Origin of the sequence: Brevibacillus choshinensis (genome assembly GCF_001420695.1) — a bacterium.
In the GTDB taxonomy this organism is placed as follows: Bacteria; Bacillota; Bacilli; order Brevibacillales; family Brevibacillaceae; genus Brevibacillus; species Brevibacillus choshinensis.
The window spans coordinates 225,001-249,529 of the sequence record NZ_LJJB01000015.1; the positions used below are offsets into that span (position 1 = coordinate 225,001).

Consider the following 24,529-nt stretch of genomic DNA (forward strand, 5'->3'; position numbering starts at 1 on the left):
TTCTTTTGCTCGCCAGAAAAACAGCGTAGTCAGCTACTTCCTGCACACTCAATAAACGTTTTTGTGGAACCAACGGGTAGATGACCTCTTCCATTACCTTTTCCAATGGTACATTTCGCGTCGTAGCCAGATCAGCCAATTGATTTTGAACCAGCGGCGTGTCTACATACCCTGGGCAAATCGCATTGACTGTAATACCATCAGCTGCCCCTTCCAGAGCCGCTACCTTGGTCAGTCCGATCACACCATGCTTAGCACTATTGTAAGCAGCCTTGCCGGCAAAACCAATCAAGCCGTTGATCGAAGCCATATTGAGGATACGACCGTAGCCCTGCTGCTTCATGATCGGGAAAGCATGCTTGATCGCTACGAAGGGTGCCGTCAGCATGATGCTGATCATGCGTTCGAATCTTGCAGTAGGAAAGTCTTCGATCGGCGAAACGAATTGCAACCCGGCATTGTTTACGAGAATGTCCAGTCTGCCAAAGAGCTCCACTGTTTTTTGGATGCTCTCCTGCACCTGGTCTTCGTTGGTTACGTCACATGCTAGACTGAGAACCTCATGGCCTTCGCCCTGCAATCGGGAAGCAGCTGCAGCAGCTGCTTCCCGATTGAGGTCCAGAATCATCACTTTGGCACCTTCCTCAGCGAAGGTCCGGGCTATTTCTAGCCCGATCCCGCTCGCTGCACCTGTAACTAAAGCCACTTGTTGTTGTAATAGTTTCTCCATCTCTCTATCTCCTCTCCTGTCTCTCGTGACTGAACTGCAAGCTGTTTATACGAAGATGGAAACGGCAAACGCCAGGATAAATACAGTAGCCGTCTTTAAAACGGTGATGGCGAAAATATCTTTATAGGACTGACGATGCGTCAAGCCAGTAATCGCCAAGAGCGTGATAACTGCACCGTTGTGCGGCAAGGTGTCCATACCGCCAGAAGCCATCGATGCGATGCGGTGCAACAGCTCAGGGCTGATTTCCGCTGCATTCGCCATCTCCAGATACTGCTTACCCGCTACCTCCAGAGCGATAGACATACCGCCCGAAGCAGAACCAGTCACACCAGCCAAGACATTTACAGCAACAGCCTCCGATACCAGCGGATGACTGCTCGCCCCCGTGATCCAGCCTTGGATCAATTTGAAACCAGGCAATGTTTTGACAACGTTTCCAAATCCCACTTCAGAAGCGGTGTTGAAGATCGCCAGCAAAGAACCCATAGCAGCAGCAGTCAAGCCACTCGCCAATTTGTTTTTCACTTGGTTCACATTAATCAGCAAGGCAGCGATGATTCCCAAGCTCAAGGAAATGATCAAAGCCCAAGAAGAAACAACGTTTTTCACTTTTTCGATTTTGAAAGACTCTTTCAGCATGCCAGCATCGTACCAGGTTTCTACGGTCCAGATACCGCGGCTGAACATATAGTTACCGATCAGCACCAGTGCCAAAGGCAAGACGGCGATCCAAATGTTCATATAAGTTTGTTGTTGCTGCAATTCCGGCTCATTGATATGCCCTTCGCCGTAGCCTTCACCAGCAGCTGCAGCCTGCTTGCGTCTGCGCTCCAGCCAGTACATACCTCCTACAAAGACCATGATCGCTCCAATGATTCCCACGAGAGGTGCTGCGTATGCATCCGTACCAAAATAAGTGGTTGGGATAATGTTTTGAATCTGCGGTGTACCAGGCAATGCATCCATCGTGTAAGTAAACGCACCCAGCGCGATCGTACCCGGAATCAAACGCTTCGGGATATTTGCTTCACGGAAAATAGCTGCAGCAAATGGATATACGGCAAATGCCACGACGAACAGCGACACACCACCATACGTCAGAATCGAACAAGCAAGAACGACAGCAAGTATGGCACGATTTGAGCCCAACGCCTTCACAATCGTGTGCGCGATCGAGGACGCTGCTCCACTCAGTTCCATCATCTTTCCGAAAATCGCGCCAAGCAGGAATATAGGGAAAAATGATTTCACATAGTTGGCTGCGTTGGTCATAAAGGTCTCGGTGTAGCTAGGCAACAGGGCGATCCCGGACAAGACGACCGCCAGCAAAGTAAAGATAGGAGCAAAAACGATTACAGGATAGCCACGATACGCAAAAAACATTAAGAGTCCGAGCGCAATCACAATGGACAATACTTCAATGATCATACGATTCTCCTTTCAAGTACGCCTGTCACCAATAGCCAGGCATCTTTGGTTTATTTGAGGGACCTGCGACAACAATCATACCCTTTGCCATCTTGACCAAAATCATCCAGTTGGGCAGATCCACATCCTCCTGCTTTTTTTATCTCCTCCCTAACGACCTCAAGAAACCGCTTACACTTTTCCTATTGCATAGAGCGTGCCAAAGTCTCCAAAAGCGTGAAGGATCTTGTCGTATCATGACTTTTCACGTTTTCCGCCAAGAATCGTACGGTCCATCGCTTCCGATTTTTCCGGAACTTCGGAAAATTGATTCCGCGTTTTCGGAATACCTTGTAAGCGCTTCACAAAAAGCCCGATGAATGAATTCCGGAATTTCGGAATCCGTTGCAAACCTAAAAAACCCGAGAACGCAGCGCACCTGCCAGCTCCCGGGTTTTCTAGGCTTCTTATCCCTTTTCCAAACGGTACTTTTCCCACTTCTCGTAAAAGCTGGACTTGCTGATGTGCAATAGCTTGGCGGCCTCTAGCTTGTTCCCTCCCGCTTCCCTCATTGCGTGAAGCAGTGCTTCCTTTTCCGCAAACTCCAGCGTTTCCTTTAGCGGACGTACCAACACCGAGTCGATCGGTTCCTCAAATGATGCGGGGAGCCAGATATGCTCCTTTTTCAACACATCATCTTCCATCAAATGCAACGCTCGCTCCAGCACGTTTCGCAGCTCTCGCACATTCCCAGGCCACGAGTAGCTTTTCATCACCGCCCAAACATCGTCATCAATCGCTTTGACGGTCACTCCTGTAGCCTCTGTCAATTGCTTTAGCAAATTGGAAACGAGCTCTGGCAAATCCTCCAGCCTCTCCCGCATTGGAGGGATCGATAGCGATACGACGTTCAGTCGATAGTAAAGATCGGCGCGGAATTTGCCTTCCTTGATGCTCGTCAACATATCCTGATTTGTCGAGGCAATGACACGCACATCGATCGGCGTCGTCCGTACCGCCCCGACTCGCTCCACTTCTTTCTCCTGCAAGACGCGCAACAGCTTTGCCTGCAGAGGCAACGGCATGTCTCCGATCTCATCGAGCAGGATTGTTCCGTGGTTAGCCAGTTCAAATTTTCCCTTTTTGCCGCGTCGTACTGCTCCTGTAAACGCACCCTCTTCGTACCCGAACAGCTCTGACTCGAGCAGGGAATCCGGGATCGCCGCACAATTTACCCGAATGAAAGGTCCCATTTTCCGCTTGCTTTCAGCATGAATCGCGTGGGCGAACAGTTCCTTGCCGGTTCCACTCTCTCCTGTAATGAGAACTGTTGAATCACTTTTCGCCACTTTTTGCGAGAATTGCTTGAGCTCCAGCATCTTTTGACTGTAACCGACAATCTGATCGATGTGATAAGTCGCACCCATTCTGCGGCGCAATTCCTTTTTGTAGTACGTCAACTCATCCTTGAGCTGATCGACCATTGCAGCCAGGGCAGCCAATTCCTGCACGTCCTGAAATAACACCGTACCTAGGACAGCGAGCACTTTTCCTTCATACACAATCGGTATGCGGTGGGCGATCATGCTCTGGCCTTTGATCTGCTGGATGTCTGCAATTTCTGCAACTCCCGCCTGACCGACAATGTGCATCCTTGTATTTTCAATGACCTCTGTTACCGGTTTGCCGATGACATCCTGTACATTCAAAAACTCACGATAGCTCCTGTTCAAGAGGAGGATCTTCCCGTCCTTATCCGTCACGATCATGGGTTCATGTGCATTTTCAAAGACAGCTTCCAAGAGCTTGCTCATCTGTTGAAGATTCCAATCCATAACGGCTCCTCCTTTCCCGGCAGTCTTCTATCTTGAATTATAGCAGGAGTTCCAGAGGGACGGACGTAAAACTGGAAAGAACGATCGGTCAGGTCGTCTGGACCAGCTTCGCTAAACGCTTCGGTGCTGATCGCAAGTATCCTTCGAGCAGATAACTCTCGATTTCCTTCCAGTCCGCCACGTTCTTACCTAAAATCGAGACCCAGCCGTGCTGACCGATGTAAGGGGTTTTGTAAAAATGCTGTCGCTGCAAAAGGTGCTCCTGCGTGATGGGAAGCGTCTTGATGGACAGCGAAGGACCTTCCTCACCGCCCTCACCCAGCATGACAAAAGGCTTGTCGCTCACTCGAAAAGAAGTGTGTCCGAAAGCATCCACTTGTTCCGAGACCTCCGGCAATCGCATCGCCAATTTGCGGACCTGATCGACTAAAGCCAGACCCTCTTTTGAAGAAATTGGATGGTGTCCCATCTCACGAATCCCTCCTGTTTCACGAACGAATTCTTACTACCCTACCTGTTCCCCTTTTTCAGCTATCTTTCCTTCTTGCATCCGATAGAGCGGCATAATAAACATCGTACCCACTACAAAGAGCAAGGAAGACAGCAAGTAGATGGACACCAGCGAAAATTGTTCCTTTAACACGCCTGCCACACTCATCGTCACCACCATGGAACCCGTGTACATCGGAATCAAAATCCCGTTTACCCTGCCGATGAATGAGCTCTCCGTATGCTTCAGGAGCATCGTGTTAATCCCAATCTGAATACAAGGCAACAGCAAGCCGCTTAGCAGCTGAGCAACCAATGTCAGCCACAGCTGCGTGGAGAAACCACAAAACGCTAACGCAATCGCATTGCCCAACAAACCGATGACAAGCAGCTTTTGAGGAGCCACTGTTTTCGCGAGAGTCATCGTCAAGGCTCCCCCAGCGATCATTCCTACACCTTGGAGCATGAGCAGCCATTGTAAGCTCTCTTTAGGCAGGCCCAATCGTTCCGTCACTAGGAATATTCCAAGAGGCTGCACCATTCCAATCGACAGACCAGCCGCCATAAAACACAGGCCCAGCAACGTGAGTACACGATTTTCCTTTACATAACGAATCCCGCTGGCCATCTCCGTCCAGAGCGCAGACGGCTGTGCAGATGACTCTTCCACTGGATCAGGTGGCAGAAAGAATAACACCAAAGCAGAGAGCAAAAAAGCCACGGCTGTGATGACCATCGCCATCTCCATGCCAAAGGTCTGAAATACAAACGTACCTAGGATCGGGCCCAGAACCATGAAGATGGCAAACAAGGTCTGGTACAGAGACATTCCCGCTTGCAATTGTTCTGCTGGGACGTGCAGCTTGAATAGCTTCATCCCTGAAGGATGGGAGAACTGTGACAAAATAGACGATACCAACGTCACGAAAAAGACAGCTTTCCATGTACCATAAACAAATGTCAGCAGCACCGCTATCACCGATACTGCGCTGATGAGATCGCACCAGACCATCGTTCGTTTGGGTCTCCATCTATCTACAAAGGTTCCTGCCAAAAACGAAAACAAAAAGATCGGTGCATACTCGGCTACGGATATCATGGAAATGGCCAGAGGATCTCCTCCTGTACGGTCCATCACATAGAGTAAAATGGCGAAATTGCGCACCCATATCCCAACTTGTAAGAGCAGACCCGAAAGCAGGATGGCCCGCACGTAGCGATTTCGAAATAATTCAGACACAAAAAAACCTCCTTATCCATTTTCTCTGGACAGGAGGCATCGCATACCATCACAAAAAGACATAGATATCCCAGCACGATCATGCGGGAGCTACCATCTATTTGCCAATATGCACATACTAATCCTATCCAGAAAAACGCATCGTTTAGAATTCAAATGCTATTTTTGGAAATAGGACTTAGTAGATTGTCTGGAGTCCTACTGGTCGTCAACTATTTGTGAGTGAGAGCGATCGCTTTTCCCAAGACGGAAGAGCGCATAAGACGATCTTTCGTCTTATCCCCTATATATCTCTACTACGGCTTGCCACTGGGAGCGCGGCTCCATTACTATACGAATGAAAACGGAGTGAATGATACGATGAAACGTTATAGCTGCACCCTTATCCCTTTTCTCGCTTTCGTCCTTTTAACCGGTTGCGGGAACGATGACAAACAACTCACTGTCAAACCACAACCTGCTCCTCAAAGTAATGTTCCCCCTGCCACCTCTAGTCCGAATGGGACGAACCAAGAGGCAGATGTGCTCCAGCAGCTCCAGGTAATCATCTCCAAAGCAAAGGAAGCACGTGAGGTCACCGCTTTCCTGGACGAACATCTGAAGCAGGTAGATTCCAAAACAGCTGACCAGATGTTTGTGGCGCTGGAGTCATTCTACAAAGGAAATGTGCCTGCTGTGGACGATAACTTCCGCAACCTGCTGCAGCAGCCAGGTGTGACGGAAAAACTGTATGCGCTCGAATATCCTTATGACTTCAACAAGATCCAAAATGACGATAATCTCAAGCAATGGCTACTCGCTCAAACAGCGGGAAAACTGAGGCTCATGGCTACCTCTGACATGTCCTTCTACTGGCAAGTCGATTATGTGGCCTTGCAAGCAGCCTACGCCTCCTCTTTATCGAACGATCTGAAAGACTACCTCGTGATTCAGTCCATGGAAATGAAGAAAGGATATTCTGGCGATGGCGGTTTGAAGATCTCGCGTGAAGAATTGGGCAAACGCATGCTGACGGCGGAAAACTACCTCACCGCACATCCATCAGGTCTCAAAAAATCGCAGGTGCAAACCCTCTACACCGATTATCTGAAAGCGTATTTGTCCGATTACCGGTACGAGGCTATCGACGAGAGCACGATGAAATTGCTTCCGGCTGTAAAGAAAAGCTATCGAGACTTCGTGAAGACACGTCCTGACAGCAAAACGGCTGAAATCGTGAAGGTGTACATCGGTCTGCTCCAGGAAAACCAGGACGTCATCTATGACTTTGGACAAAAGGATGTAAGTATCATCGGTGACCCTAAACCAAACATTGGACAGTTCTGGGTCGGGCTCAGTGAACGAGTCAGTCAGCAGTTCGGGGCGGCAAAAAAAACGGTAAACAACAAAAGCTCTGCCGGATCATGGCGGAGCTTTTGCTATGTCCTCTTTCAGCTATTTTGTTTTTGACTTTCTTCAAACAAGAAGTAGATGTAGTCGTGGGAAGCTCCTGCATGACCTAGCTGACGCAGCATGGCCGAAATGTTGCCGCGATGATAGGTTCCGTGATTGACGACATGCTGGATAATGTCGCTGTAAGGGGCATGAATCGTTCCCATGGTCGGATGCGAATAGGGTGCGGTAGCATTCAGATCGATTTGCGAGAAAAAGTCTTTGAATTTTTTTGAGACGTCTATAAATCCTGCATGAATCTCGTCCAGTCCCTTACCCTCTAGCTCTTGTGACAGCCGTCCTACCGTCTTTCCTACATTTTCGTAGGTGTCCCCTTTCATCGCCAACAACCACACATGGTCAGTCAACAGAATATGCTTTAACGCCTGCGTAATGGTCGGGAATACGCTCTGGATTTCCTGTTCACAAACCTCGCGCGGAACCTCTTGCAAGCGTTGGAATACCCTTTCATTTGCCCATACATTGTATTTATACAAACGCAGAGAGTCATGTGTCATTCGAGCTTCCTCCTTTTTACTTCCCCTGAGATAATTCGATCATACCGTTCCTTCCCTGACATTGACTGTCAGTGAAGTTAGTTCGATTGATAGTATTGATGTAAATCTGCCGCGATCGCCGCCAGCCGTTCATTTAAGAAGGAAGGTTCCTGAACACGTATGGCTTTTCCAAAAGGGAGCAGGAAGTGAGGAACCTGGGTATGGACGAGCTTTTCCTCTACTTGAAAATGAGCATGCTCATGAGAGCGATCTACCAAGGTACGTCCGAGAAACCAGTGTCCACACAGATCGTTGATGGCCTGTTTTCTTCCTATGATGTGTACGGAGATCGGTTTTTCTAGCTGATCTGAGTCGGATAAGAGGCTGGTCAGAAAATATTGTCGAGCTGAAAATAAAGCAGGTCGCTGAAATGTCGAATCTGTAGGAGTCATCTTACCAATTCGATCGACACGAAAACTGCGAATTTCCCCTCGCAGGTGACAAAAAGCGACGATATACCAATTCGCTTTCCAGTGAACGAGTCCATAGGGGTCAATCAGCCTGGTCTGAAATTCGTTCTGATAGTTTTTCTGGTATTCCATACATAGGGTGAGCTCATTTGCCACGGAGATTTCCAGTTCTTGAAGAAGCGACGCAAGCAACGGATTTGCAGGCGGCAAAATAACTTCAAAGCCTCTGCTGTGTCGCTCAATCGCTCCACGCTGTTCTTCATTGGTATACCGTTTGAGCTTGGCAATGGCGCGATCCAAATCCTCGCCGAAAGGATACCCTGCCTCTTGAGCGAACACGGCTGCGTGAACCAATGATTTTTGTTCATTCAAATCAAAGAGGAGTGGTGCATCGGCAAAAGGCTGGAGGAGGCTGTATCCACCGTTATGTCCGGCATCTGCAACAATGGGGACTCCGCTGGCACACAAAGCGTCAATGTAGCGGTAGACGGTTCGGATGTTCATTTCCAATGCTTCGGCCAACTGTTTGGCAGTCAATCGCTTTCCTGTCTGCAACAGCCACAAGATAGAGAGCATGTTATCCGCTTTGGACATCTCGTTCTCCTTTTTCCTATTGTCTGTATTGTTTCCCTATTTTAACAATTACATGCATTGTCGACCATTAGAAAAGAACCGAGATACCGTAGTGGTGGGGCGGAAAAAGGAGAAAACGCTCCAGGTTAGTAGGGACACTTGCGCGGGGGCATCCCTGTACGGCTCCATTCCAAAAGCGGAACGGCGTCCAAAGTTGTCGCTTCCAGGGAGTATTTCAGAGGTGGACGCTCTAGCGTGTTCCGCTTTTTCCATTCCGCCTCGGCTGTGTCCCTAATACCTTCGCTTTTTTCTCCTTTTTCCTGGACTGCTATTCTGGTTAGGCTGGCTTTTAGTACTTTCTGTTTGCTTGTTATGCTTCGCTATTTCCCGTCAGAGCAACGTCTAAAAGTAAACGTCTCTGGGAGAGCATACATAAAAACCCTTCCGCATTTACGCCAGAAGGGTCTCATTCCTACCATTCACTTTTACGATTTCATCCTCAACAGCCTCATGCTGTTCAAAATCACGATCAGCGCCGCTCCTGTATCGCTTAGAACGGCCAGCCACAGGGTCAGCCAGCCGGGGAAGATCAGGATGAGTGCCACCAGCTTCACTATGATCGAGAACCAGATGTTTTGCTGGATGATCTGCAGTGCTTTGCGACTGATGTTTACTGTGTGGGGGAGCTTCTCCAGATTGTCGGCCATGAGCACAATATCTGCTGTTTCCATCGCCGTGTCCGTACCGGCACCACCCATGGCGATACCCAGATCCGCAGTCGCCAGTGCTGGCGCATCGTTGATCCCGTCCCCGACCATCGCCACTGTCTTTCCTTCTTGCTGCAGTTTTTTGATGGCCGCTACTTTATCCTCCGGCAACAGCTCTGCAAAATAACGACTGACTCCTGTCAGCTTCGCCACCTTTGCGGCTGTCCCGCGGTTGTCACCTGTCAGCATGACAATCTCGTCAATTCCCGCTGCTTTCAGCTTGCCGATTGCACCCACGGAAATATCACGAATCATATCAGACACGGCGATCATTCCGAGAATCGCTTGAGAAGTACCGATCATCACAATCGTATTGCCTTCTTGCTGCAACGACTCGATCTGGTCCGTCCAGGCTGTGAGTGAAACTCCCTTTTCTGAAAACAGAGCCGGCTTCCCTGCGAAATAGTTCTCTCCATCAATCGTGGCTTCCGCTCCTTTTCCGACGAGGACGCGAAAATCTTGGCCAACCAAGGACGCGATCTTCTTTTCATTCGCATACGCCAGGATCGCCTGCGCAATCGGATGGCGGGAGTGCTCCTCGATCGTTCGAGCGATCGCCAGCACTTCGTCCTCCTTGTCCGATGGTGCTACGATCTGGGAGACCTGCGGCTTGCCCACAGTCAATGTACCCGTTTTGTCAAAAGCAATAGCCGTAATCGCTCCCGCTTTTTCCAGGAAGGTTCCGCCTTTGATCAGCACACCGTTTCGCGCTGCATTCCCAATCGCAGATACGATGGCCACCGGCGTCGAAATAACCAACGCGCACGGACATGCTACGACTAGCAGCTCCAGACCTTTGTAGAACCAATCGCCCCACGTCCCCCAACCAAATAACGGAGGAAAAACAATAACGAGTAAAGCCAGGACGAGGACAATCGGTGTGTACAACGCCGCGAATTTATCGACAAACGCTTGGGTAGGAGCCTTTTTCTCCTGCGCTTCCTCGACCAGATGAATGATTTTCGCGATGGCCGTATCTTCGACGAGTCGGGTCACTCTCACTTCCAGCGATCCGCTTTCGTTGACACTACCCGCAAACACAAAATCACCTACCTGCTTATCAACCGGAATGGACTCGCCCGTAATCGGCGCCTGATTGACGCTGGAGACTCCAGCGAGGATTTCTCCGTCCAAAGGTACTTTTTCGCCCGGTTTGACTACGATTACATCCCCTACACCGACATCCTCCACAGGCCGTCTGACCATGGATGCTCCTTGCTTTACCCACGCCTCGGCCGGTGCCAGATCCATCAGGGTACGTATCGAATCACGTGTCTTCTCGATGGAATTGGTTTGCAGCCAGTTTCCGATGGCAAACAGCCAAACAACTGTCGCCCCTTCTAGCCACTCTCCGATCAAGGCGGCTCCAATCGCAGCTACAGACATCAGCACGTTCATGTCTAACGAACCACTTTTGATCGCGTAAAAGGCGCTGCGAGCAGGTCGGTAACCCCCGACAATCATGGACAATGCGTAACAAACGATCAAGACAGGCTCAGGAATACTCGTGAACGAGCCCAGAAAGCCTAGCGCGAGCAAAATACCCGAGATGACCGCAAGTCTAGTACCCACCCCGTCCGTTTGTTCCGTCTTTTGCCCTCTTCCCCGAGACAGTGGGCTCGCTGCGTATCCTGCCTTGGACACTTCACTGACGATCGCTTCATCGGAGAGGCCTTGTTGCACGATCTGCATTTTTCCCGTAGAAAAATTCACGCTTACTTCCTGCACAGCCGCTATTGATTTCATGTGTTTTTCCAATGATTTGGCGCACGAGCTGCAATCCATCCCGATGATCCGGTAAACCGCTCCTCTGGATAAACGCTCCATACTGATCGCTCCAGCAGCAGCCGTTTCGCTACCGATCACAGGGAGCAGTTTCATGCCTGAATGATCATGCACATGATCTGTGCCGCACTGGTGATGATCGCTACAGCAGGCACTCTTTTTTTCGTCCTCTGACATCTGCTCTCACCTATTTTCTAATCCACTATTTTGTCCTCATTCATCCAATAACATTCAAACAAACATTTAATTATTATAGTATCCCAACCCTTCAGTTGGTTCAAGAATAGAATTTGATTTTTCAGCCTATTTTTCGTACGCCCTATTCCCTTTATGCACAAAAAAGAGACTCCCTTGTGGAAAGCCCCTGAAAGATTAACGAACAGCGTTTTCTTTTGGATTCGGTACGGTTTGCCAGCGTTCGCCGCAGTCCAGACAAAGACATTTAATCACTTTGCGTTTCTCGAGCGCCAAACGAATGGCAAAGAGCACGAACGCTCCAGACAGACCGAGAAACAGGAAAATGACAGGGGTTCCTTTTACGGAAATTCCAATCCAGGCCAGCACCGCCAAGACCAATGCATAGATGATGGTATAGAGAAGTCGATTAATCGACTCGGTAAAGTCAATTTTTTTGGAACGGCATTTTGGACATTTTTGCTGTACGTTCATGAATATCTCCCAGTTCCTTTCCACGTTAAACATTCCGATTGAACATTTTAATCTTACACCAAAAAATAGGGGGACACTACCACGTCATCAAAATGTCGTTTTTCCTTCCCAGTTTTCCTGCGAATGACTATAATAATAGGACATTGTAATGAGGCAAGAGGTGAATTCCGGTGTCTCCAAAAGAACAGGACGATATCTGTGAAGTTCAGTGTTTTGATGATGAAAAAGTAAATCGCTTAAAGCCGTACGCTGCCGAATCCATCGGTGTCGCTAAGATTTTCAAGGCATTGGCTGATGATACGCGCGCCAAAATCATTCACATCCTGTCTTTGGAAGACGAGCTCTGTGTTTGTGATATCGCCGCTATTATTGGCAGCTCGATTGCCAATACGTCTCACCATTTGCGTTTGCTACGTAATATGGGTCTTGCCAAGTATCGGAAAGAAGGAAAGCTCGTTTTCTATTCACTCGATGATGACCACGTTCGCCATCTCATCTCAGCAGGCGTTGAACACGCCAAGGAACAAAGAGTTCCCGTGAATTCAGAAAGCAACGGATGATGAGGCATTGCACTAGAAAAGGATTACTCCCTGCACCTTGCGGAGTAATCCTTTTTTTCTTTATCCTCTCTTGTCCGGGCGCTCCAGCGAAACAGGGAGCGCTGCGGGAAGCTTGACAGTCACTCTCGTTCCTTCCCCTTGCTCGCTTTCTATGTGGAGACTGCCTCCTACGATTTGAATAATTCTCCTGACGATTGCTAGTCCCAGACCACTCCCCGTTTCTGTACGATTTCTCGATTTGTCTCCTTTATAAAAGCGGTCGAATATATGGGTGAGCTCGTTTTCAGATATCCCGATGCCAGTATCTGTCAGGGAGACCTCAATATCGGTATCTTGGCGAATTTCGATACGAATAGAACCTCCTGGCTCAGTAAACTTGATGCTGTTGGCTAACAGGTTGATCCATACTTGATTGAGCAATGCTTTGTCGGCACAGACCAACGTTTCCGGTAAATCCAGATCTATCTGGAGCCGTTTCTTTTGCCATTGGATCTCTAGCATCAAAAGCACCTGCCTGATTTGCTCGTCCAGCTGATAGACAGTTGGTTCATACAGACCTGTTTCTTTATCCAGAGAAGCCAACGTCAGCAGTTGTTTGCTTAGGGAGGACAGTCGTTTGCTCTCCTCCTCGATGATGGTGAGGTACTCCTCCTGCTGTTCTCGGGTCACGCCGCCACTGCGGATCGCTTGAGAAAATCCTTGAATCGACGTGAGCGGCGACTGGATTTCGTGAGAGACGTTGGACACAAATTCCTGTCTCATATCATCCAGCTGCTTTAAAGATTGCGTCATTTGCGTAAAGTTCGCAGCCAAATATCCGATCTCATCTCGGCGCGTAATATCGAGCTGGATTTCGTAGTCGCCTTCCGCCAGCTTTTTGGTCGCACGGGTCAGCGTCTTGATCGGTTTTACCAAGTACCGCGTAAAGACGAGGATCAAAATCATGCTAATGAACAGCATCGCAGCAAGCAGAAAGGCAAACAAAATATGAACTTCACCGAATTGCTGTTCGATGTTAGGGCGCACAAATAGCGCATATTTCTTACCGTTTTCCTCTAACGGCAGTCCAATGCTGTTCTTCAACGTGTTCTCAAAAAAGCCGGTCACAAACAAGCCATGCTGTTCTTCCGAGATTCCTCGGTAGATTTCACCCGAAAGCACTTTTTGCAGGACTTCCGGACTTATCTCATAATCCCGAAATGGAGCTCCAAACTCAGTCCCCTTCCCCTGCTCATCGACCATGTACAATTGAAAGTTCAGATTAGCGATATGCGTCATAAAGCCCTGCAAATCAAGAGCGGAGCGTTTTTCGTACAAGCTGATGATCTCCGTTCCGATCCGGGTGATTTTCTGTTCATTGTACGCTCTCAAGTTTTGTTGATAATACTCATTGGCGAGTAGAAAGCCCAGTGTTCCGCTGATGATCACAATCCCGATAAAGGTAAGGACGAGACGTACATAGAGAGACTTCACCCGCTATCGTACCTCCAGCTTGTAGCCCAAGCCACGGACCGTAGAAATGACAAAGTCGTCCGTCTTATCCGCGAATTTTTCGCGCAGTCGTTTGATATGAACATCGATGGTTCTGCTCTCGCTCTCACTCTCGCTGCCCCAGACCAGCTTCAGCAGCTGATCTCTCGTAAACGTACGATCCGGAAAGCTCGCCAGCTGTACCAGCAGCTCAAATTCCTTCAGGGGGAGATGGATGCTTTCCTCCCCTATTTTCACGACGTGACTCAAGCGATCAATGACCGTTTGGTTCATGACGATGACCTGCTTGCTGACCATCTGATAGCGACGCAGCAACGCCTTTATCCGATACAGCAACTCCATCGGCTCGAACGGCTTGGTCAAGTAGTCGTCTGTACCCGCCTTAAACCCTTTCTCCTTGTCTCGCACCTCGCCTTTGGCTGTCAGCATGATGACTGGAATATCGTAGGCGTCCCGAATTTCGCGGCATAGCTCCCATCCATTTTTCCCGGGCATCATAATATCCACGACAGCCAAATGAATCTGTTCTTCTTCCATCATAGCCGCTGCTTTCTCTCCGTCAGAGGCGGCTATTACTTGATACCCCTCTTTTTCCAAATAAAATCGCAACAGTTCGCGAATGTGCGGATCGTCGTCAGCGACCAGAATCGAAACCTTCATCTTGCCGATCCCCCCTGTTTATGCCAATCGCAGGCTGACAATAACGCGCGCTGCGGAGAAGCAAGATACCAACTAACAATGCCCCAAACCAGATGGCAAGACCCATGATATGTGCGAAATACATTCCCGCATACATACACATTCTCCTTTTTCCCCAATTTTATCGTCATTACGCATGCCTGGATCACATACGAACCTGTCATTACTTATTACAACACCACTTTATCGATCCTGTATGAACATCGGATGAACAAAGGATAACGTCTTGGGCTGGACAACGTCAAAAAAACCATCGCCGCACGAGGTGCATGACGATGGCTTCCCTTCTCTCGATTCTTTTTCGGCTACGCTTTTACAAACGCCGCAATATCCTCCCCGATCTTTTGGGGGATTTCCCACTGGATGTTGTGACCGACGTCCGGGTAACGCTTGAACTGGGCATGGGGAATCGCTGCTTGTAAACGCACCTGATCTTCGAAAGGAAACACAGCGTCCTGTTCTCCCCAGATGATCAAGGTCGGCGCACTGATTTTAGATAGACGAGCGCTGTAATCGTCCGTCATCAGCATGTGGGTCGCGCTCTTCCATACAGAGATGGGGACAGCAGCTGTCTCCTCTTTTAACTGTGCTAGAAACTCGGTGTCAACGGGAGTAGGCGTAGAAGTCCACTCTTCGAGAAAGGCAGGATCGACCTTATCTTGAATCTGTTGAATGTTCTCCCACAGCCAGTCCAGCGTCCCATTCCCTACTGTTTTGTCTGCTGAGCCTACGAGAATCAAGTTGGAAACGCGTTCTGGGTATTTGATCGCGATGTACTGAGCGATAAAGCTCCCCATCGAGTGGCCTGCGATGGAGGCCTTCTCAATGTGTAAGGCATCCATAAACGAAATGACATCATCCGCAAAGTCTGACAACGTATAGGGACCGTCCGGAGCAACCGAATCGCCATGCCCTCGCTGATCCAGCACATACACGTGGTAGTCCTTGGCCAGCTCAGGCAAAGACAACGACCAGGAACGGCTCGAATCAGTAAGGCCATGCAAGAGAATCAAGACCTGTGCTTCCTGTGGACCAGCTTCTACATACTTCATTTCCAGACCTGTTTTGAGGCTGATGGAGAGCTTCATCGCAATCACCCTTCTTACCTGATTTTCTTTGCGCCGTATTCCATCCCATGCTATGCCAAAAGACTAGAAGCTAGAACAAGCTCTCCTCTTGCTAGAAGACAAAAGAAAAAGAAGCGCTCTGATTGATGCGCCCCTTTTTGTTCTATTGCTATTGTTTTGTACGATTATGCGTTTTGACGGTCTTGCAGCAAACCAAACACGCGGTTCGGGCTAATTGGCAGACGGTCGATCTTGATATTGAATGGAGACAACGCATCTACTACTGCGTTGGCGATTGCTGCAGGGGAAGAAATCGCTCCGCTCTCACCTACCCCTTTGACACCGAGTGGGTTACGAGTAGAGTAGTACTCTTGCTCGCCTTGTACTGCTTTTGGTACTTCCATCGAGGTCGGCATCAGGTAGTCCATGTACGTACCCGTCAACAGCTGACCGTTGTCGTTGTAGACGATTTCTTCGTACAGAGCCGTACCCAGACCTTGCGCGAAGCCACCTTGCACCTGGCCTTCTACGATCATTGGATTGATGACACGACCGCTGTCATGCACGATGTAGTAATTTTTGATCTCGACAAAGCACGTTTCTACATCCACTTCCACCACAGCAATATGGAAGGAAGAAGAGTAAGTTACGGTTGGTGGCACGAAATAGTGAGTGACCTCTAGACCCGGCTCCATACCATCGGGAACCTTGCAGCGCGGACCTGGTGCAGCAGCCGCATAAACTTCTGCAAAGGTCATCTGTTGATCTGGCAGTTTTTCTGCGTACACGACACCATCTTTCATCGTCAATTCATCCGCAGCAATACCCATGACGTGTCCTGCAACCGCCAGCACCTTCTTACGCAGCTTCTCAGCAGCAAAGTGCGTAGCAGAACCTGCGTTTACTGCACTTCGACTCGCGTACGTACCTGCACCAAAGCCCAAGAGAGCTGTATCCCCACATTTTACCGTTACGTTATCCAGTCCGACGTTCAGCACATCACCTGCGACTTGTCCAAAGACGGTCTCATGACTTTGTCCTTGTGGCGAAGAACCTGTGTGGATCATGAGTTGGCCGGAAGCGTCGATTGCCGCTTTTGCACCCTCAAATGGTCCTACACCGGTACCTTCCACGTTGGAAGAAATTCCAATCCCGATGTATTTGCCTTCTTTTCTCCACTCTTCTTGGTTGGCGCGAATGTCTTTGTAGCCCGACATTTCCAGTGCCATGTGGAACGCTTCTGGATAGTCACCGCTATCGTAGATCAGCTCGCCTCCATCTTTATAGTACATGCCTTGGCTATAAGGCATTTCTTCCGCAGGAATGATATTTTTCAGCATGACTTCTGCTGGGTCCTTGCCCAAATGACGAGCGACCATGTCTACCATCCGGTCCATCGCCAAAACAACTTCTGGGCGTCCCGCACCACGGTAAGGAACGTTTGGTGTTTTGTGAGTCAAGGCAATCCGACACGTGAGGTCAAATACTGGAATCTTGTAAGCTCCGCGGAAATGCGCCGCACTGTTGTACGCGCAAGTGAGCGCGAAGTAGTTGATCGCACCGACGTCCAGGACAAAATGGTCTCTCAGGCCCAGGATCGTACCATCATTCATAAACGCCACTTCAATATCGTGAATTTGGTCACGCGAATGACGCGCAGCACTCATGCTCTCCACGCGGTCTTCAATCCAGCGAATAGGACGGTTCAGCTCTCTCGCCAGGTAAGCCAGCATGACTTCCTCGGTGTAGAGACCGCCTTTTGGTCCAAAACCACCACCTACATCAGGGGCAGTCACGCGAATGTTTTGTTCGACCAGACCCAAGATTTTCGCCACATAATGACGAACCTCGAAAGGCATTTGCGTGGAAGACCAAATGTGCAGCTGGTCACCACGACTCTCGTACGTCGCAACAACACCACGTGTCTCGATTGGGTTGGAGGAAACCCGTGGTGAGGTGAAACGTCCGCTCAGTACGTGGTCAGCCTTTTTCAGGACCTCTTCATAATCACCTACAGGCAAGTGGAAGTAGGATTGCAGATTGCTTTCCAAAATATCCTGAACCAGTGGTGCTCCTTCTTCCAGCGCCTTGAACGGATCCACTACAGAGGGCAATGCCTCGTACTCGACTTTGATCAATGCAGCCGCATCTTCTGCGACATAACGGTTTTTCGCAACGACAACTGCTACGCTCTGACCCACATACATCACTTTGCCCTGAGCCAGCACAGGCTCTTCATTATGATGCATGATCGGTTGGATCTGATCTTCAATATGCTTTGGCAAACGACAGTGGGAATCGATCTGTGTAAGCGGTTTAACTTTTCCTACCAAGTCAGCTCCGGTGTAGACGGCATAGACTCCATCCAGTGCTTTTGCTGCCTCGACATCGATCTTTTTAATCTTCGCATGCGCATGTGTACTGCGAACGAAGGTTGCTTCTACCATCCCTGTTTTCTTGATATCTGCTACAAACTGACCTGTACCCGTCACCATGCGATAATCTTCTTTACGTCTCAAGCTTTGTCCAACTAGAGTTGCCATCGGTTCACTCTCCTTGTTTGGCAAGCGCATGAGAAGCCTGCTCTACTGCTTTGACTATGTTGGCGTATCCTGTGCAACGGCACAAATTACCGGAAATGGCTTCACGAATCTCGGTCTCATTCGGGTTCGGGTTCTCATTCAGGAAATCAACGAGCGTCATCATGAAACCAGGAGTACAGAAACCGCATTGCAGGGCATGATTATCTGAAAATGCCTGCTGGAGTGGATGCAGGGTTCCATCCTCATTTACCAATGACTCTACGGTATCTACGCTGCTGCCGTCTGCTTGTACAGCGAGCATCAAACAGGAACGTGCAGCCTTTCCGTCTACCAATACGGTACATGCTCCACAGACACCATGTTCACAACCCAAATGTGTACCTGTCAGGTTCAGATGATCGCGTATAAAGTCAGCCAGAAGTATGCGTGTTTCTACTGTCTCAGTCAGCCGTTTTCCGTTTACGGTAACGGTAATTTCTCTCGTATTCATCACGCAGTCCCTCCCGCCCGTTTGATTGCTGTTTGCAGCGCACGTTTGGTCAAAGTTTTTACCAAAGAGCGTCTGTATTCCACAGAGCCGTGCAAATCACTGTCTGGCTCTACCTGTTCACTTGCCAGTACAGCTGCCTCTTCCAGAACTTCTTCCGTTGGCTCTTTTCCGATCAAGAATTCCTCTGCCTCTTCGAGAACGCAAGGCACCGGGTTCGCACCACCCGCAGCCAGTCGCGCCAACGTAATTTCATTATTTTCATCCAGATCGATGACAGCAGCGATTTCTACTAGAGCAAAGTCACCATGACGGCGTGCCACCTCGGTAAATTCGTATCCGCTCGTTTCTGGGAGAATAGGAAAACGCAGCTCTTTTACCAATTGGTCAGGCTGCAGGGATGTGAGTAGATAAGTCAGGAAGAACTCCTCAGGTGTTACCGTCTCTTCGCCGTCCGCATGAGCAATGACAATCTCTCCCCGCAGGGCTGCGATCACACAGGGAAGCTCAGCGGATGGATCCGCATGGGCGATGCTTCCGCCGATTGTACCTCTTTGACGAATCTGTGGATGACCGATCCAACGAACAGCCTCAACCAATAGCGGGCAAAGCTTTTGAACCAACGGAGAAAATTCCACGTCGCGATGCTTGGTCAACGCACCAATAACGAGGTACCCGTCCTCTTCACGGATATAAGAGAGATCTTCCACTCTACCGATATCAATCAAATATTTCGGGGTCGAAAGCCGCATGTTCAAAACAGGAATCAGGCTCTGACCACCTGACATAATCTTCGCATCCTCACCCAGATCGGCGAGGTATTGAAGCGTTTCCTCCAAACTCGACGGGCGCAAATATTCAAACGCGGCTGGTTTCATTCTGCTCCCCCACTCCCCCGTTGTTTTTCAATTGCTTTGAAAAACTGACCTGCCATGAACTTTGCAATTCCACCCAACACACGTCCACCCACACTTGCGATCATTCCGCCTACTTCTGCGTCACAATCCCAAATCAACGTACATCCTTTATCTGTTTGCACCAATTTGCAATCCATTTTCGCCTTCACGTGACCTGGAGAGCCACTTCCTTCAGCAAGCAGGACATAATGGGATCCATCCTCGATATCCTCCAGCTTTACTTGACCGATATATTCACCTTTGACAGCAGCTACACCCAATTTCAAAACGACATCGTATTCGCCGTTTTCCTTGAGAATCAAGCGCTCACAGCCAGGAATGGCACCTTTCAAAATTTCCGGATTATGCAAAGCATCCCAAATATTCTGACTCGACTCTTTAAACTTCGTCTCACCTGCTAAATTCATCGTTTTCACTCCCCGCTGGCATCATGTTGCCGTTTCCTACAGTTTATCCTTGATTTTATATATTTAAAAATACATAATCATTTATAAATCAATAGACAAATCGACATATGAAAGTGGGATGCCTATGGATCTGCTCCAATTACGGTATTTTCAAGTCGTCGCTCGCTTAGAACATATGACACGCGCTTCAGAGGAACTTCATATTTCCCAGCCTTCCCTAAGCAAAATGATTAGCCGACTGGAAAAGCATCTGGGGGTCCCTTTGTTTGACCGTCATGGTAAACAAATCCGTCTTAATCGTTTTGGCCGAGCCTTCCTCAAACGTGTCGAACGTGTCTTCGCGGAGTTAGAAGAAGGACAGCATGAGCTGGCCGACCTCACAGGTTTGGAACGTGGACAAGTTTACCTGGCAGCTGCTACAGGTCGTTTGTTACCTGATCTGCTCAGTTCCTTTCTCAAGCGTCATCCTCACGTCAATGTCAAGTTGCTGCAAGGAACCACGCAAGAGTGTCAAAATCTTCTGGAACGTGGAGAAGTTGATCTTGCCATCACCCATCCATTGATCCAGGAAGATCGTATACAAAGCGTATCGTTGTTAACCGAGAATATGTTTCTCGCGGTACCGCCTGATCATCGCCTGGCGACTAAAGGGAAAGTCTCTCTCAGCGAGGTAGCCGGGGAAACGTTTATTGGTCTGACGAAAACGTATGAGCTGACGGAAACGACTACCAATATGTGTCGGCAAGCTGGATTTTCACCAAATATGGCCTTCGAATGCAACGATGCCGAAGTGATCCTGCGAATGGTGAACAATGGTCTCGGGGTCGCCCTCATTCCAGAGCATTGGTGGACCTATCCTGATCAAAGCGCCGAATCGCCTGAAAGACGAGAAACGCCAGTCTACTTGCCCATCGTCGATCACTACTCCAAACGTGTCGTCGGTCTGTCCTGGGTCAAAGCTCGCTATCTCACCATGGCAGCGAGAGAACTGCGGGATTTCACCATCCGTTACTTTGAAGAAATAAATAAGGATTCCATGTAAGGATTTTCCAAAAAATTCTTACCTTTTATAATTGCAGAAAATCGAAAGCGCTTCCTTCGTCAATTCCGTATGATGGCTTTGCTCAGGTCTAAGTCGCCAACCGTTTCGCCGCTGGACGATGGTAATTTGTACTGAGCCTCGATGTCTTTTACGAACATCTCGCCATCGGGGTTCAGGCCAGTTACACGAATATCCGACCACCGAATGCCTTTGTGTTAAGCGATCATGAAGCGAAGCGCCGCATCGTGGTTTTCTCCATACACACAAAAAAGGATTTACCCCTGGACGCACGCCCCTGGATAAATCCTCGTTTGGTTTTGCTCTATTGTTCTATTGCTCCTGATTGGTTGAATCCATTTCCTGGATCCGCCGATAGTCATCCGGTGTATCGACATCGAGATTCCAATCCCCACAATCAAAGCTGACCTTTTTCGTGTGAGTCTTGTATTTGACGATGACGTCCTTGCCGCCTTGATCTCCTGTCACCTGACGAAGCTCCTCCATCAGGGAAGCGTCAAAAAGCACAGGATGACCCACGGTGTCCTCATAGAACGCACGGACGATCTTGGTTCCTTCTGCCCGAGTCTCTTCATAGGTGCGGATCAAAGCTTGCACCACTTCATCCGGAACATACGGCTGGTCTGCCAAAAATATGAGAACAGCATCCACACGCCCGCCAGCAGCTTCGATCCCCACTCTCAGAGAAGATGCCATTCCCGTCGCATACTCACGGTTATCCAACACCTCTACCTGAGGCAAATCACTTGTCAGCCGTCGTAATTCTTCACTTCGCTCTCCGCCTATCAGCAGCACAGGGCTCAGATCATTGGCGATCGCCCTCTCCACCGCGTACCGAAACAACGGTTTTCCCCGAAGAGGCAAAAATTGTTTGGCCTCACCCATACGCCGCGACAGTCCAGCAGCCAGAACAATCGCTCCGATCCTAGTCATGGATCTTGCTCTTTCCATGCAGCGGCAGGGCTTGTCTGCTATTTCTTTCTGCCATCAACTGCGATACGATACTCATCGCCACCTCATCCATGGTTTCTGCGCCCAGATCGAGCCCGATTGGGGCATGAATCGGACCACTTGATAGCTTGCGATCGATCTGCACCAACATCTCTTCTGTACGCGTCATGGGACCTAATACCCCGATGAACTTCGGCTTACTACGCAGAGCAAGATCCAAAGAAGCTTGGTCACGCTCCAAGTGATGATTCATGATGACCCACCAGCTATCAGTCAGGCTAGCAGGCTCTACCTCGGAAGCAGACTGGATAACATGACGTGCGGCAGGAAAAGCTTCCGGTGTATTAAAGCCGCTGCGTGGATCCAAAACCGTGACGGAAAAGCCCATGCGAGACGCCATTTCTACTACCGGTCGCGCATCGAGCCCAGCACCCGCCACTACCAATCGCTCGCTCGGTTTCACGACATCGATATAATAACGTCGTCCTGCAAATACAAAGACTTCTGCCCGTGTCTGACGAGCAAAGCGCTGTTTGGCATGGTGGAGTACTTCCTCAGGGAGCAAGTCCTGCGCACCTGTGACTGTCCCGTCCTCTTTCAGCAACGCACGTGCTCCGTTCATGATTTCGATAATCAAGGATACGCTTTCCTCTCGCTGAAGGGCCTCGTCAACCTGTAACCAAAAGCGATCTTGCGGATCCACAGGTAGGATGCCGATCGTAAGCGAGCCCTTACAGCCTATGCCCAAGCTCCACACTTCACTTTCGCTCAGGTCGTATCGCTGCAGACGAGGTTCTCCCGACTGCATGGCCTTTTCAGCCCAGCCGAACAGATCGCTTTCCAGACAGCCCCCACTTATGGTTCCAAAGATTCGTCCGTCCTCTGCCATCATCACTTTCGTACCTGGCAATCGGTAGGCCGACCCTTGTACATTCATGAGCATCAACAGTGCAGTCTTATGACCATCCTGCCAAGCGGTCTTGATCTGATTCATTACTTCCCGAAACTCCTGTAAACGTGACATTTCGGCATCCTCCTTGTGTAATCCTCTTGCTGTAATTCTTGTAGATTAGTAGCCCTTACGCATCAGTACCAGACACAGAACCAACGAAATGACGATGAAGCCCATCAGCGCCAGGAAACCGCCTGTGAAAGATCCCGTAGCCTGACTCACAGCACCTACTACCATAGGTCCGACAGCAGCCAGCGCATAAGATACGCTACCAAAAATACCGCCAATACGTCCCATCACTCGCGGCGATGCCACTTTATGCAGCATCGTCATGGTCAGTGCAGCTGGCATCAGCAACACGCTGATCAGCAAGATACTCAAAAGCTGTGCACCCATGACACTGCTGGTAAACATCGACAGAAGCAAGAAGATAATGATCAGAGCACTCGCTCCGCCTACAAACACGGCACGCTTCATGATTTTATCTGACAAGAAGCCGGAACCCATTTGAACCAGGATCGCCAAGCCATAACCAGCAGCGTTGACAAAAGCAGATTGAACAAATGGTACTTGCTTCACTTCCGTCAGATAGCTTGGGAGAAATGTGGAAATCCCGAAAAATCCGATGGAAACACAGCCATAAACCGCAACTAACATCCAGAATATTGGATTTTTCAATACTGCTTTTACTTCACTGGTATCCGCTAACTCTTTCTTCGCAGTGTTAGCCCCTTTTTCGATATACTCTTTTTCGGAAGCACTTACTGCGCGGTGTTCGCTCGGGCTGTTGCGGACCATCAGCCAGAACATGATCAGACAGAGAAAGGATACAGCTCCAAGAGCATGATAGCTTTCTCTCCATCCAAAATTTTGCGCAACGATTGCGATAATCGGCAAACCAATGACAGGACCGAGAGAGTTACCATTGAACCAGAGCGCCTGCGCCTTTGCTTGTTCATTTGCAGGGAACCATTTCGCAGTCAAAGTCAACGCGATTGGATAAAGCACGCCTTCACTCAAACCGAGAATCGAACGGGACCAGAACAATGCCGATACGGATTCAGCCATTCCCCCCAGAACCATTGCAACTACCCAGAAGAAAATACCGATGAGACCACTCTTAAATGCTCCAATACGGTCAACGACGAAACCCCAACCAAACTGCCCAATTGCGTACGTAATCAAGAAGATACTGCTCAACGTACCTTTGATCGCACCATCCTTGATGCCCAAATCCTGAAGAAAAGGCTTGTTCGCCAGCAGGATGTTGATGTTTGACTTGTCAATCATCGACACGGTGAACAGAATGAGCAGTGGCAAACCGATCTGAATCCATCTTGCTTTTGTCATTTTCCCAGTTGCTGCCGTCGCTGTAGTCCCCAGTTGGCTCAAATGAATACCCCCAATGTTTATATCTTGTTACACCCCTCATTGTACTTTTGATTTTTCATTATTTTAAATATAAAAAGAATTATTAAATCATGCTTAAAACTTCATAA

General features: G+C 49.1%; 22 protein-coding genes (1 of these 22 cut by a window edge). 3 read left to right on the forward strand and 19 right to left on the reverse strand.

Annotated features, from left to right (window positions below):
- The 5 genes from AN963_RS29465 to AN963_RS29485 form a co-directional block, all read right to left on the reverse strand.
- On the reverse strand, window positions 1-730 hold the 5' portion of the coding sequence (locus AN963_RS29465; protein ID WP_055748115.1) for a 3-hydroxybutyrate dehydrogenase. The gene continues 56 nt to the left of window position 1, outside the view; the window shows 730 of its 786 coding nt (coding positions 1-730); it begins with the start codon at window positions 728-730; its stop codon lies beyond the left edge, outside the window.
- A gap of 45 nt (window positions 731-775) precedes the next feature.
- Window positions 776-2,161, reverse strand: a complete 1,386-nt coding sequence (locus tag AN963_RS29470) for a GntP family permease (protein ID WP_055748116.1) — start codon at window positions 2,159-2,161, stop codon at window positions 776-778.
- Window positions 2,162-2,607: 446 nt separating this feature from the next.
- Window positions 2,608-3,975 (reverse strand): sigma-54 interaction domain-containing protein, encoded by a 1,368-nt coding sequence (locus AN963_RS29475; RefSeq protein WP_055748117.1) that lies wholly within the window; start codon window positions 3,973-3,975, stop codon window positions 2,608-2,610.
- 88 nt (window positions 3,976-4,063) lie between these two features.
- Entirely contained in the window at window positions 4,064-4,444 is a 381-nt protein-coding gene (locus tag AN963_RS29480) for an MmcQ/YjbR family DNA-binding protein (protein WP_055748118.1), read from the reverse strand.
- A 36-nt stretch (window positions 4,445-4,480) separates the two neighbouring features.
- Entirely contained in the window at window positions 4,481-5,704 is a 1,224-nt protein-coding gene (locus tag AN963_RS29485) for an MFS transporter (protein ID WP_055748119.1), read from the reverse strand.
- 360 nt (window positions 5,705-6,064) lie between these two features.
- Between AN963_RS29485 and AN963_RS29490 the strand changes: the two genes are divergently transcribed.
- A complete protein-coding gene (locus AN963_RS29490) occupies window positions 6,065-7,153 on the forward strand; it encodes an ATP-binding protein (protein WP_201783800.1) in 1,089 nt (362 codons plus the stop codon).
- On the opposite strand, the gene AN963_RS29495 is transcribed toward AN963_RS29490, so the two are convergent.
- The 4 genes from AN963_RS29495 to AN963_RS29510 form a co-directional block, all read right to left on the reverse strand.
- Window positions 7,135-7,653, reverse strand: a complete 519-nt coding sequence (locus AN963_RS29495; protein WP_055748120.1) for a DinB family protein — start codon at window positions 7,651-7,653, stop codon at window positions 7,135-7,137. The two genes, AN963_RS29490 and AN963_RS29495, sit on opposite strands and share 19 nt — an antisense overlap.
- A 77-nt stretch (window positions 7,654-7,730) precedes the next feature.
- Window positions 7,731-8,696, reverse strand: coding sequence for a helix-turn-helix transcriptional regulator (locus AN963_RS29500; RefSeq protein ID WP_055748121.1), 966 nt, complete (start codon window positions 8,694-8,696; stop codon window positions 7,731-7,733).
- A 464-nt stretch (window positions 8,697-9,160) separates the two neighbouring features.
- Window positions 9,161-11,404 carry a heavy metal translocating P-type ATPase gene (locus AN963_RS29505; RefSeq protein WP_055748122.1) on the reverse strand — a complete coding sequence of 748 codons (2,244 nt, stop codon included), beginning with the start codon at window positions 11,402-11,404 and terminating at the stop codon, window positions 9,161-9,163.
- 195 nt (window positions 11,405-11,599) lie between these two features.
- A complete protein-coding gene (locus tag AN963_RS29510; RefSeq protein WP_055748123.1) occupies window positions 11,600-11,896 on the reverse strand; it encodes a hypothetical protein in 297 nt (98 codons plus the stop codon).
- A 164-nt stretch (window positions 11,897-12,060) separates the two neighbouring features.
- On the opposite strand from AN963_RS29510, the gene AN963_RS29515 reads away from it, so the two are divergent.
- Window positions 12,061-12,456 carry an ArsR/SmtB family transcription factor gene (locus tag AN963_RS29515; RefSeq protein WP_055748124.1) on the forward strand — a complete coding sequence of 132 codons (396 nt, stop codon included), beginning with the start codon at window positions 12,061-12,063 and terminating at the stop codon, window positions 12,454-12,456.
- 60 nt (window positions 12,457-12,516) lie between these two features.
- Here AN963_RS29515 and AN963_RS29520 read toward each other — a convergent pair whose 3' ends face one another.
- The 7 genes from AN963_RS29520 to AN963_RS29550 all read right to left on the reverse strand — a co-directional run bounded on the left by AN963_RS29520 (window position 12,517) and on the right by AN963_RS29550 (window position 20,067).
- Window positions 12,517-13,929, reverse strand: a complete 1,413-nt coding sequence (locus AN963_RS29520; protein WP_055748125.1) for a sensor histidine kinase — start codon at window positions 13,927-13,929, stop codon at window positions 12,517-12,519.
- A 3-nt stretch (window positions 13,930-13,932) separates the two neighbouring features.
- Entirely contained in the window at window positions 13,933-14,607 is a 675-nt protein-coding gene (locus tag AN963_RS29525) for a response regulator transcription factor (RefSeq protein ID WP_055748126.1), read from the reverse strand.
- Between the two features lie 344 nt (window positions 14,608-14,951).
- Window positions 14,952-15,734: an alpha/beta fold hydrolase gene (locus tag AN963_RS29530; protein ID WP_055748127.1), complete on the reverse strand. Its 783-nt coding sequence runs from the start codon at window positions 15,732-15,734 to the stop codon at window positions 14,952-14,954.
- 164 nt (window positions 15,735-15,898) lie between these two features.
- On the reverse strand, window positions 15,899-18,256 hold the full coding sequence (locus AN963_RS29535) for a xanthine dehydrogenase family protein molybdopterin-binding subunit (RefSeq protein WP_055748128.1): 2,358 nt from the start codon (window positions 18,254-18,256) through the stop codon (window positions 15,899-15,901).
- Window positions 18,257-18,260: 4 nt separating this feature from the next.
- Window positions 18,261-18,746 (reverse strand): (2Fe-2S)-binding protein, encoded by a 486-nt coding sequence (locus tag AN963_RS29540; RefSeq protein WP_055748129.1) that lies wholly within the window; start codon window positions 18,744-18,746, stop codon window positions 18,261-18,263.
- The gene (locus tag AN963_RS29545; RefSeq protein ID WP_055748130.1) at window positions 18,746-19,621 is read right to left on the reverse strand and encodes an FAD binding domain-containing protein; all 876 of its coding nucleotides are present in this window, start codon (window positions 19,619-19,621) and stop codon (window positions 18,746-18,748) included. The genes AN963_RS29540 and AN963_RS29545 overlap by 1 nt, the downstream gene beginning before the upstream one ends.
- On the reverse strand, window positions 19,618-20,067 hold the full coding sequence (locus tag AN963_RS29550) for an SRPBCC family protein (protein ID WP_055748131.1): 450 nt from the start codon (window positions 20,065-20,067) through the stop codon (window positions 19,618-19,620). Before AN963_RS29550 ends, AN963_RS29545 begins: the two co-directional genes overlap by 4 nt.
- Window positions 20,068-20,191: 124 nt before the next feature.
- Between AN963_RS29550 and AN963_RS29555 the strand changes: the two genes are divergently transcribed.
- A complete protein-coding gene (locus AN963_RS29555) occupies window positions 20,192-21,109 on the forward strand; it encodes a LysR family transcriptional regulator (RefSeq protein WP_055748132.1) in 918 nt (305 codons plus the stop codon).
- Window positions 21,110-21,439: 330 nt separating this feature from the next.
- On the opposite strand, the gene AN963_RS29560 is transcribed toward AN963_RS29555, so the two are convergent.
- The 3 genes from AN963_RS29560 to AN963_RS29570 are packed head-to-tail and all read right to left on the reverse strand — an operon-like array spanning window position 21,440 to window position 24,422.
- Window positions 21,440-22,060, reverse strand: coding sequence for a nucleotidyltransferase family protein (locus AN963_RS29560; protein WP_055748133.1), 621 nt, complete (start codon window positions 22,058-22,060; stop codon window positions 21,440-21,442).
- Window positions 22,053-23,102 (reverse strand): XdhC family protein, encoded by a 1,050-nt coding sequence (locus tag AN963_RS29565; RefSeq protein WP_055748134.1) that lies wholly within the window; start codon window positions 23,100-23,102, stop codon window positions 22,053-22,055. The genes AN963_RS29560 and AN963_RS29565 overlap by 8 nt, the downstream gene beginning before the upstream one ends.
- Window positions 23,103-23,147: 45 nt before the next feature.
- On the reverse strand, window positions 23,148-24,422 hold the full coding sequence (locus tag AN963_RS29570) for an MFS transporter (protein WP_055748135.1): 1,275 nt from the start codon (window positions 24,420-24,422) through the stop codon (window positions 23,148-23,150).
- Window positions 24,423-24,529: the final 107 nt, after the last annotated feature.

Excerpts from the sequence above, each read along its gene's own strand:
- AN963_RS29470 (WP_055748116.1), bottom strand. The coding sequence starts at position 2,161 with ATGATCATTGAAGTATTGTCCATTGTGATTGCGCTCGGACTCTTAATG.
- AN963_RS29475 (WP_055748117.1), bottom strand. The coding sequence starts at position 3,975 with ATGGATTGGAATCTTCAACAGATGAGCAAGCTCTTGGAAGCTGTCTTT.
- AN963_RS29480 (WP_055748118.1), bottom strand. The coding sequence starts at position 4,444 with ATGGGACACCATCCAATTTCTTCAAAAGAGGGTCTGGCTTTAGTCGAT.
- AN963_RS29490 (WP_201783800.1), top strand. The coding sequence starts at position 6,065 with ATGAAACGTTATAGCTGCACCCTTATCCCTTTTCTCGCTTTCGTCCTT.
- AN963_RS29495 (WP_055748120.1), bottom strand. The coding sequence starts at position 7,653 with ATGACACATGACTCTCTGCGTTTGTATAAATACAATGTATGGGCAAAT.
- AN963_RS29500 (WP_055748121.1), bottom strand. The coding sequence starts at position 8,696 with ATGTCCAAAGCGGATAACATGCTCTCTATCTTGTGGCTGTTGCAGACA.
- AN963_RS29505 (WP_055748122.1), bottom strand. The coding sequence starts at position 11,404 with ATGTCAGAGGACGAAAAAAAGAGTGCCTGCTGTAGCGATCATCACCAG.
- AN963_RS29510 (WP_055748123.1), bottom strand. The coding sequence starts at position 11,896 with ATGAACGTACAGCAAAAATGTCCAAAATGCCGTTCCAAAAAAATTGAC.
- AN963_RS29525 (WP_055748126.1), bottom strand. The coding sequence starts at position 14,607 with ATGAAGGTTTCGATTCTGGTCGCTGACGACGATCCGCACATTCGCGAA.
- AN963_RS29530 (WP_055748127.1), bottom strand. The coding sequence starts at position 15,734 with ATGAAGCTCTCCATCAGCCTCAAAACAGGTCTGGAAATGAAGTATGTA.
- AN963_RS29535 (WP_055748128.1), bottom strand. The coding sequence starts at position 18,256 with ATGGCAACTCTAGTTGGACAAAGCTTGAGACGTAAAGAAGATTATCGC.
- AN963_RS29540 (WP_055748129.1), bottom strand. The coding sequence starts at position 18,746 with ATGAATACGAGAGAAATTACCGTTACCGTAAACGGAAAACGGCTGACT.
- AN963_RS29545 (WP_055748130.1), bottom strand. The coding sequence starts at position 19,621 with ATGAAACCAGCCGCGTTTGAATATTTGCGCCCGTCGAGTTTGGAGGAA.
- AN963_RS29550 (WP_055748131.1), bottom strand. The coding sequence starts at position 20,067 with ATGAATTTAGCAGGTGAGACGAAGTTTAAAGAGTCGAGTCAGAATATT.
- AN963_RS29555 (WP_055748132.1), top strand. The coding sequence starts at position 20,192 with ATGGATCTGCTCCAATTACGGTATTTTCAAGTCGTCGCTCGCTTAGAA.
- AN963_RS29560 (WP_055748133.1), bottom strand. The coding sequence starts at position 22,060 with ATGACTAGGATCGGAGCGATTGTTCTGGCTGCTGGACTGTCGCGGCGT.
- AN963_RS29565 (WP_055748134.1), bottom strand. The coding sequence starts at position 23,102 with ATGTCACGTTTACAGGAGTTTCGGGAAGTAATGAATCAGATCAAGACC.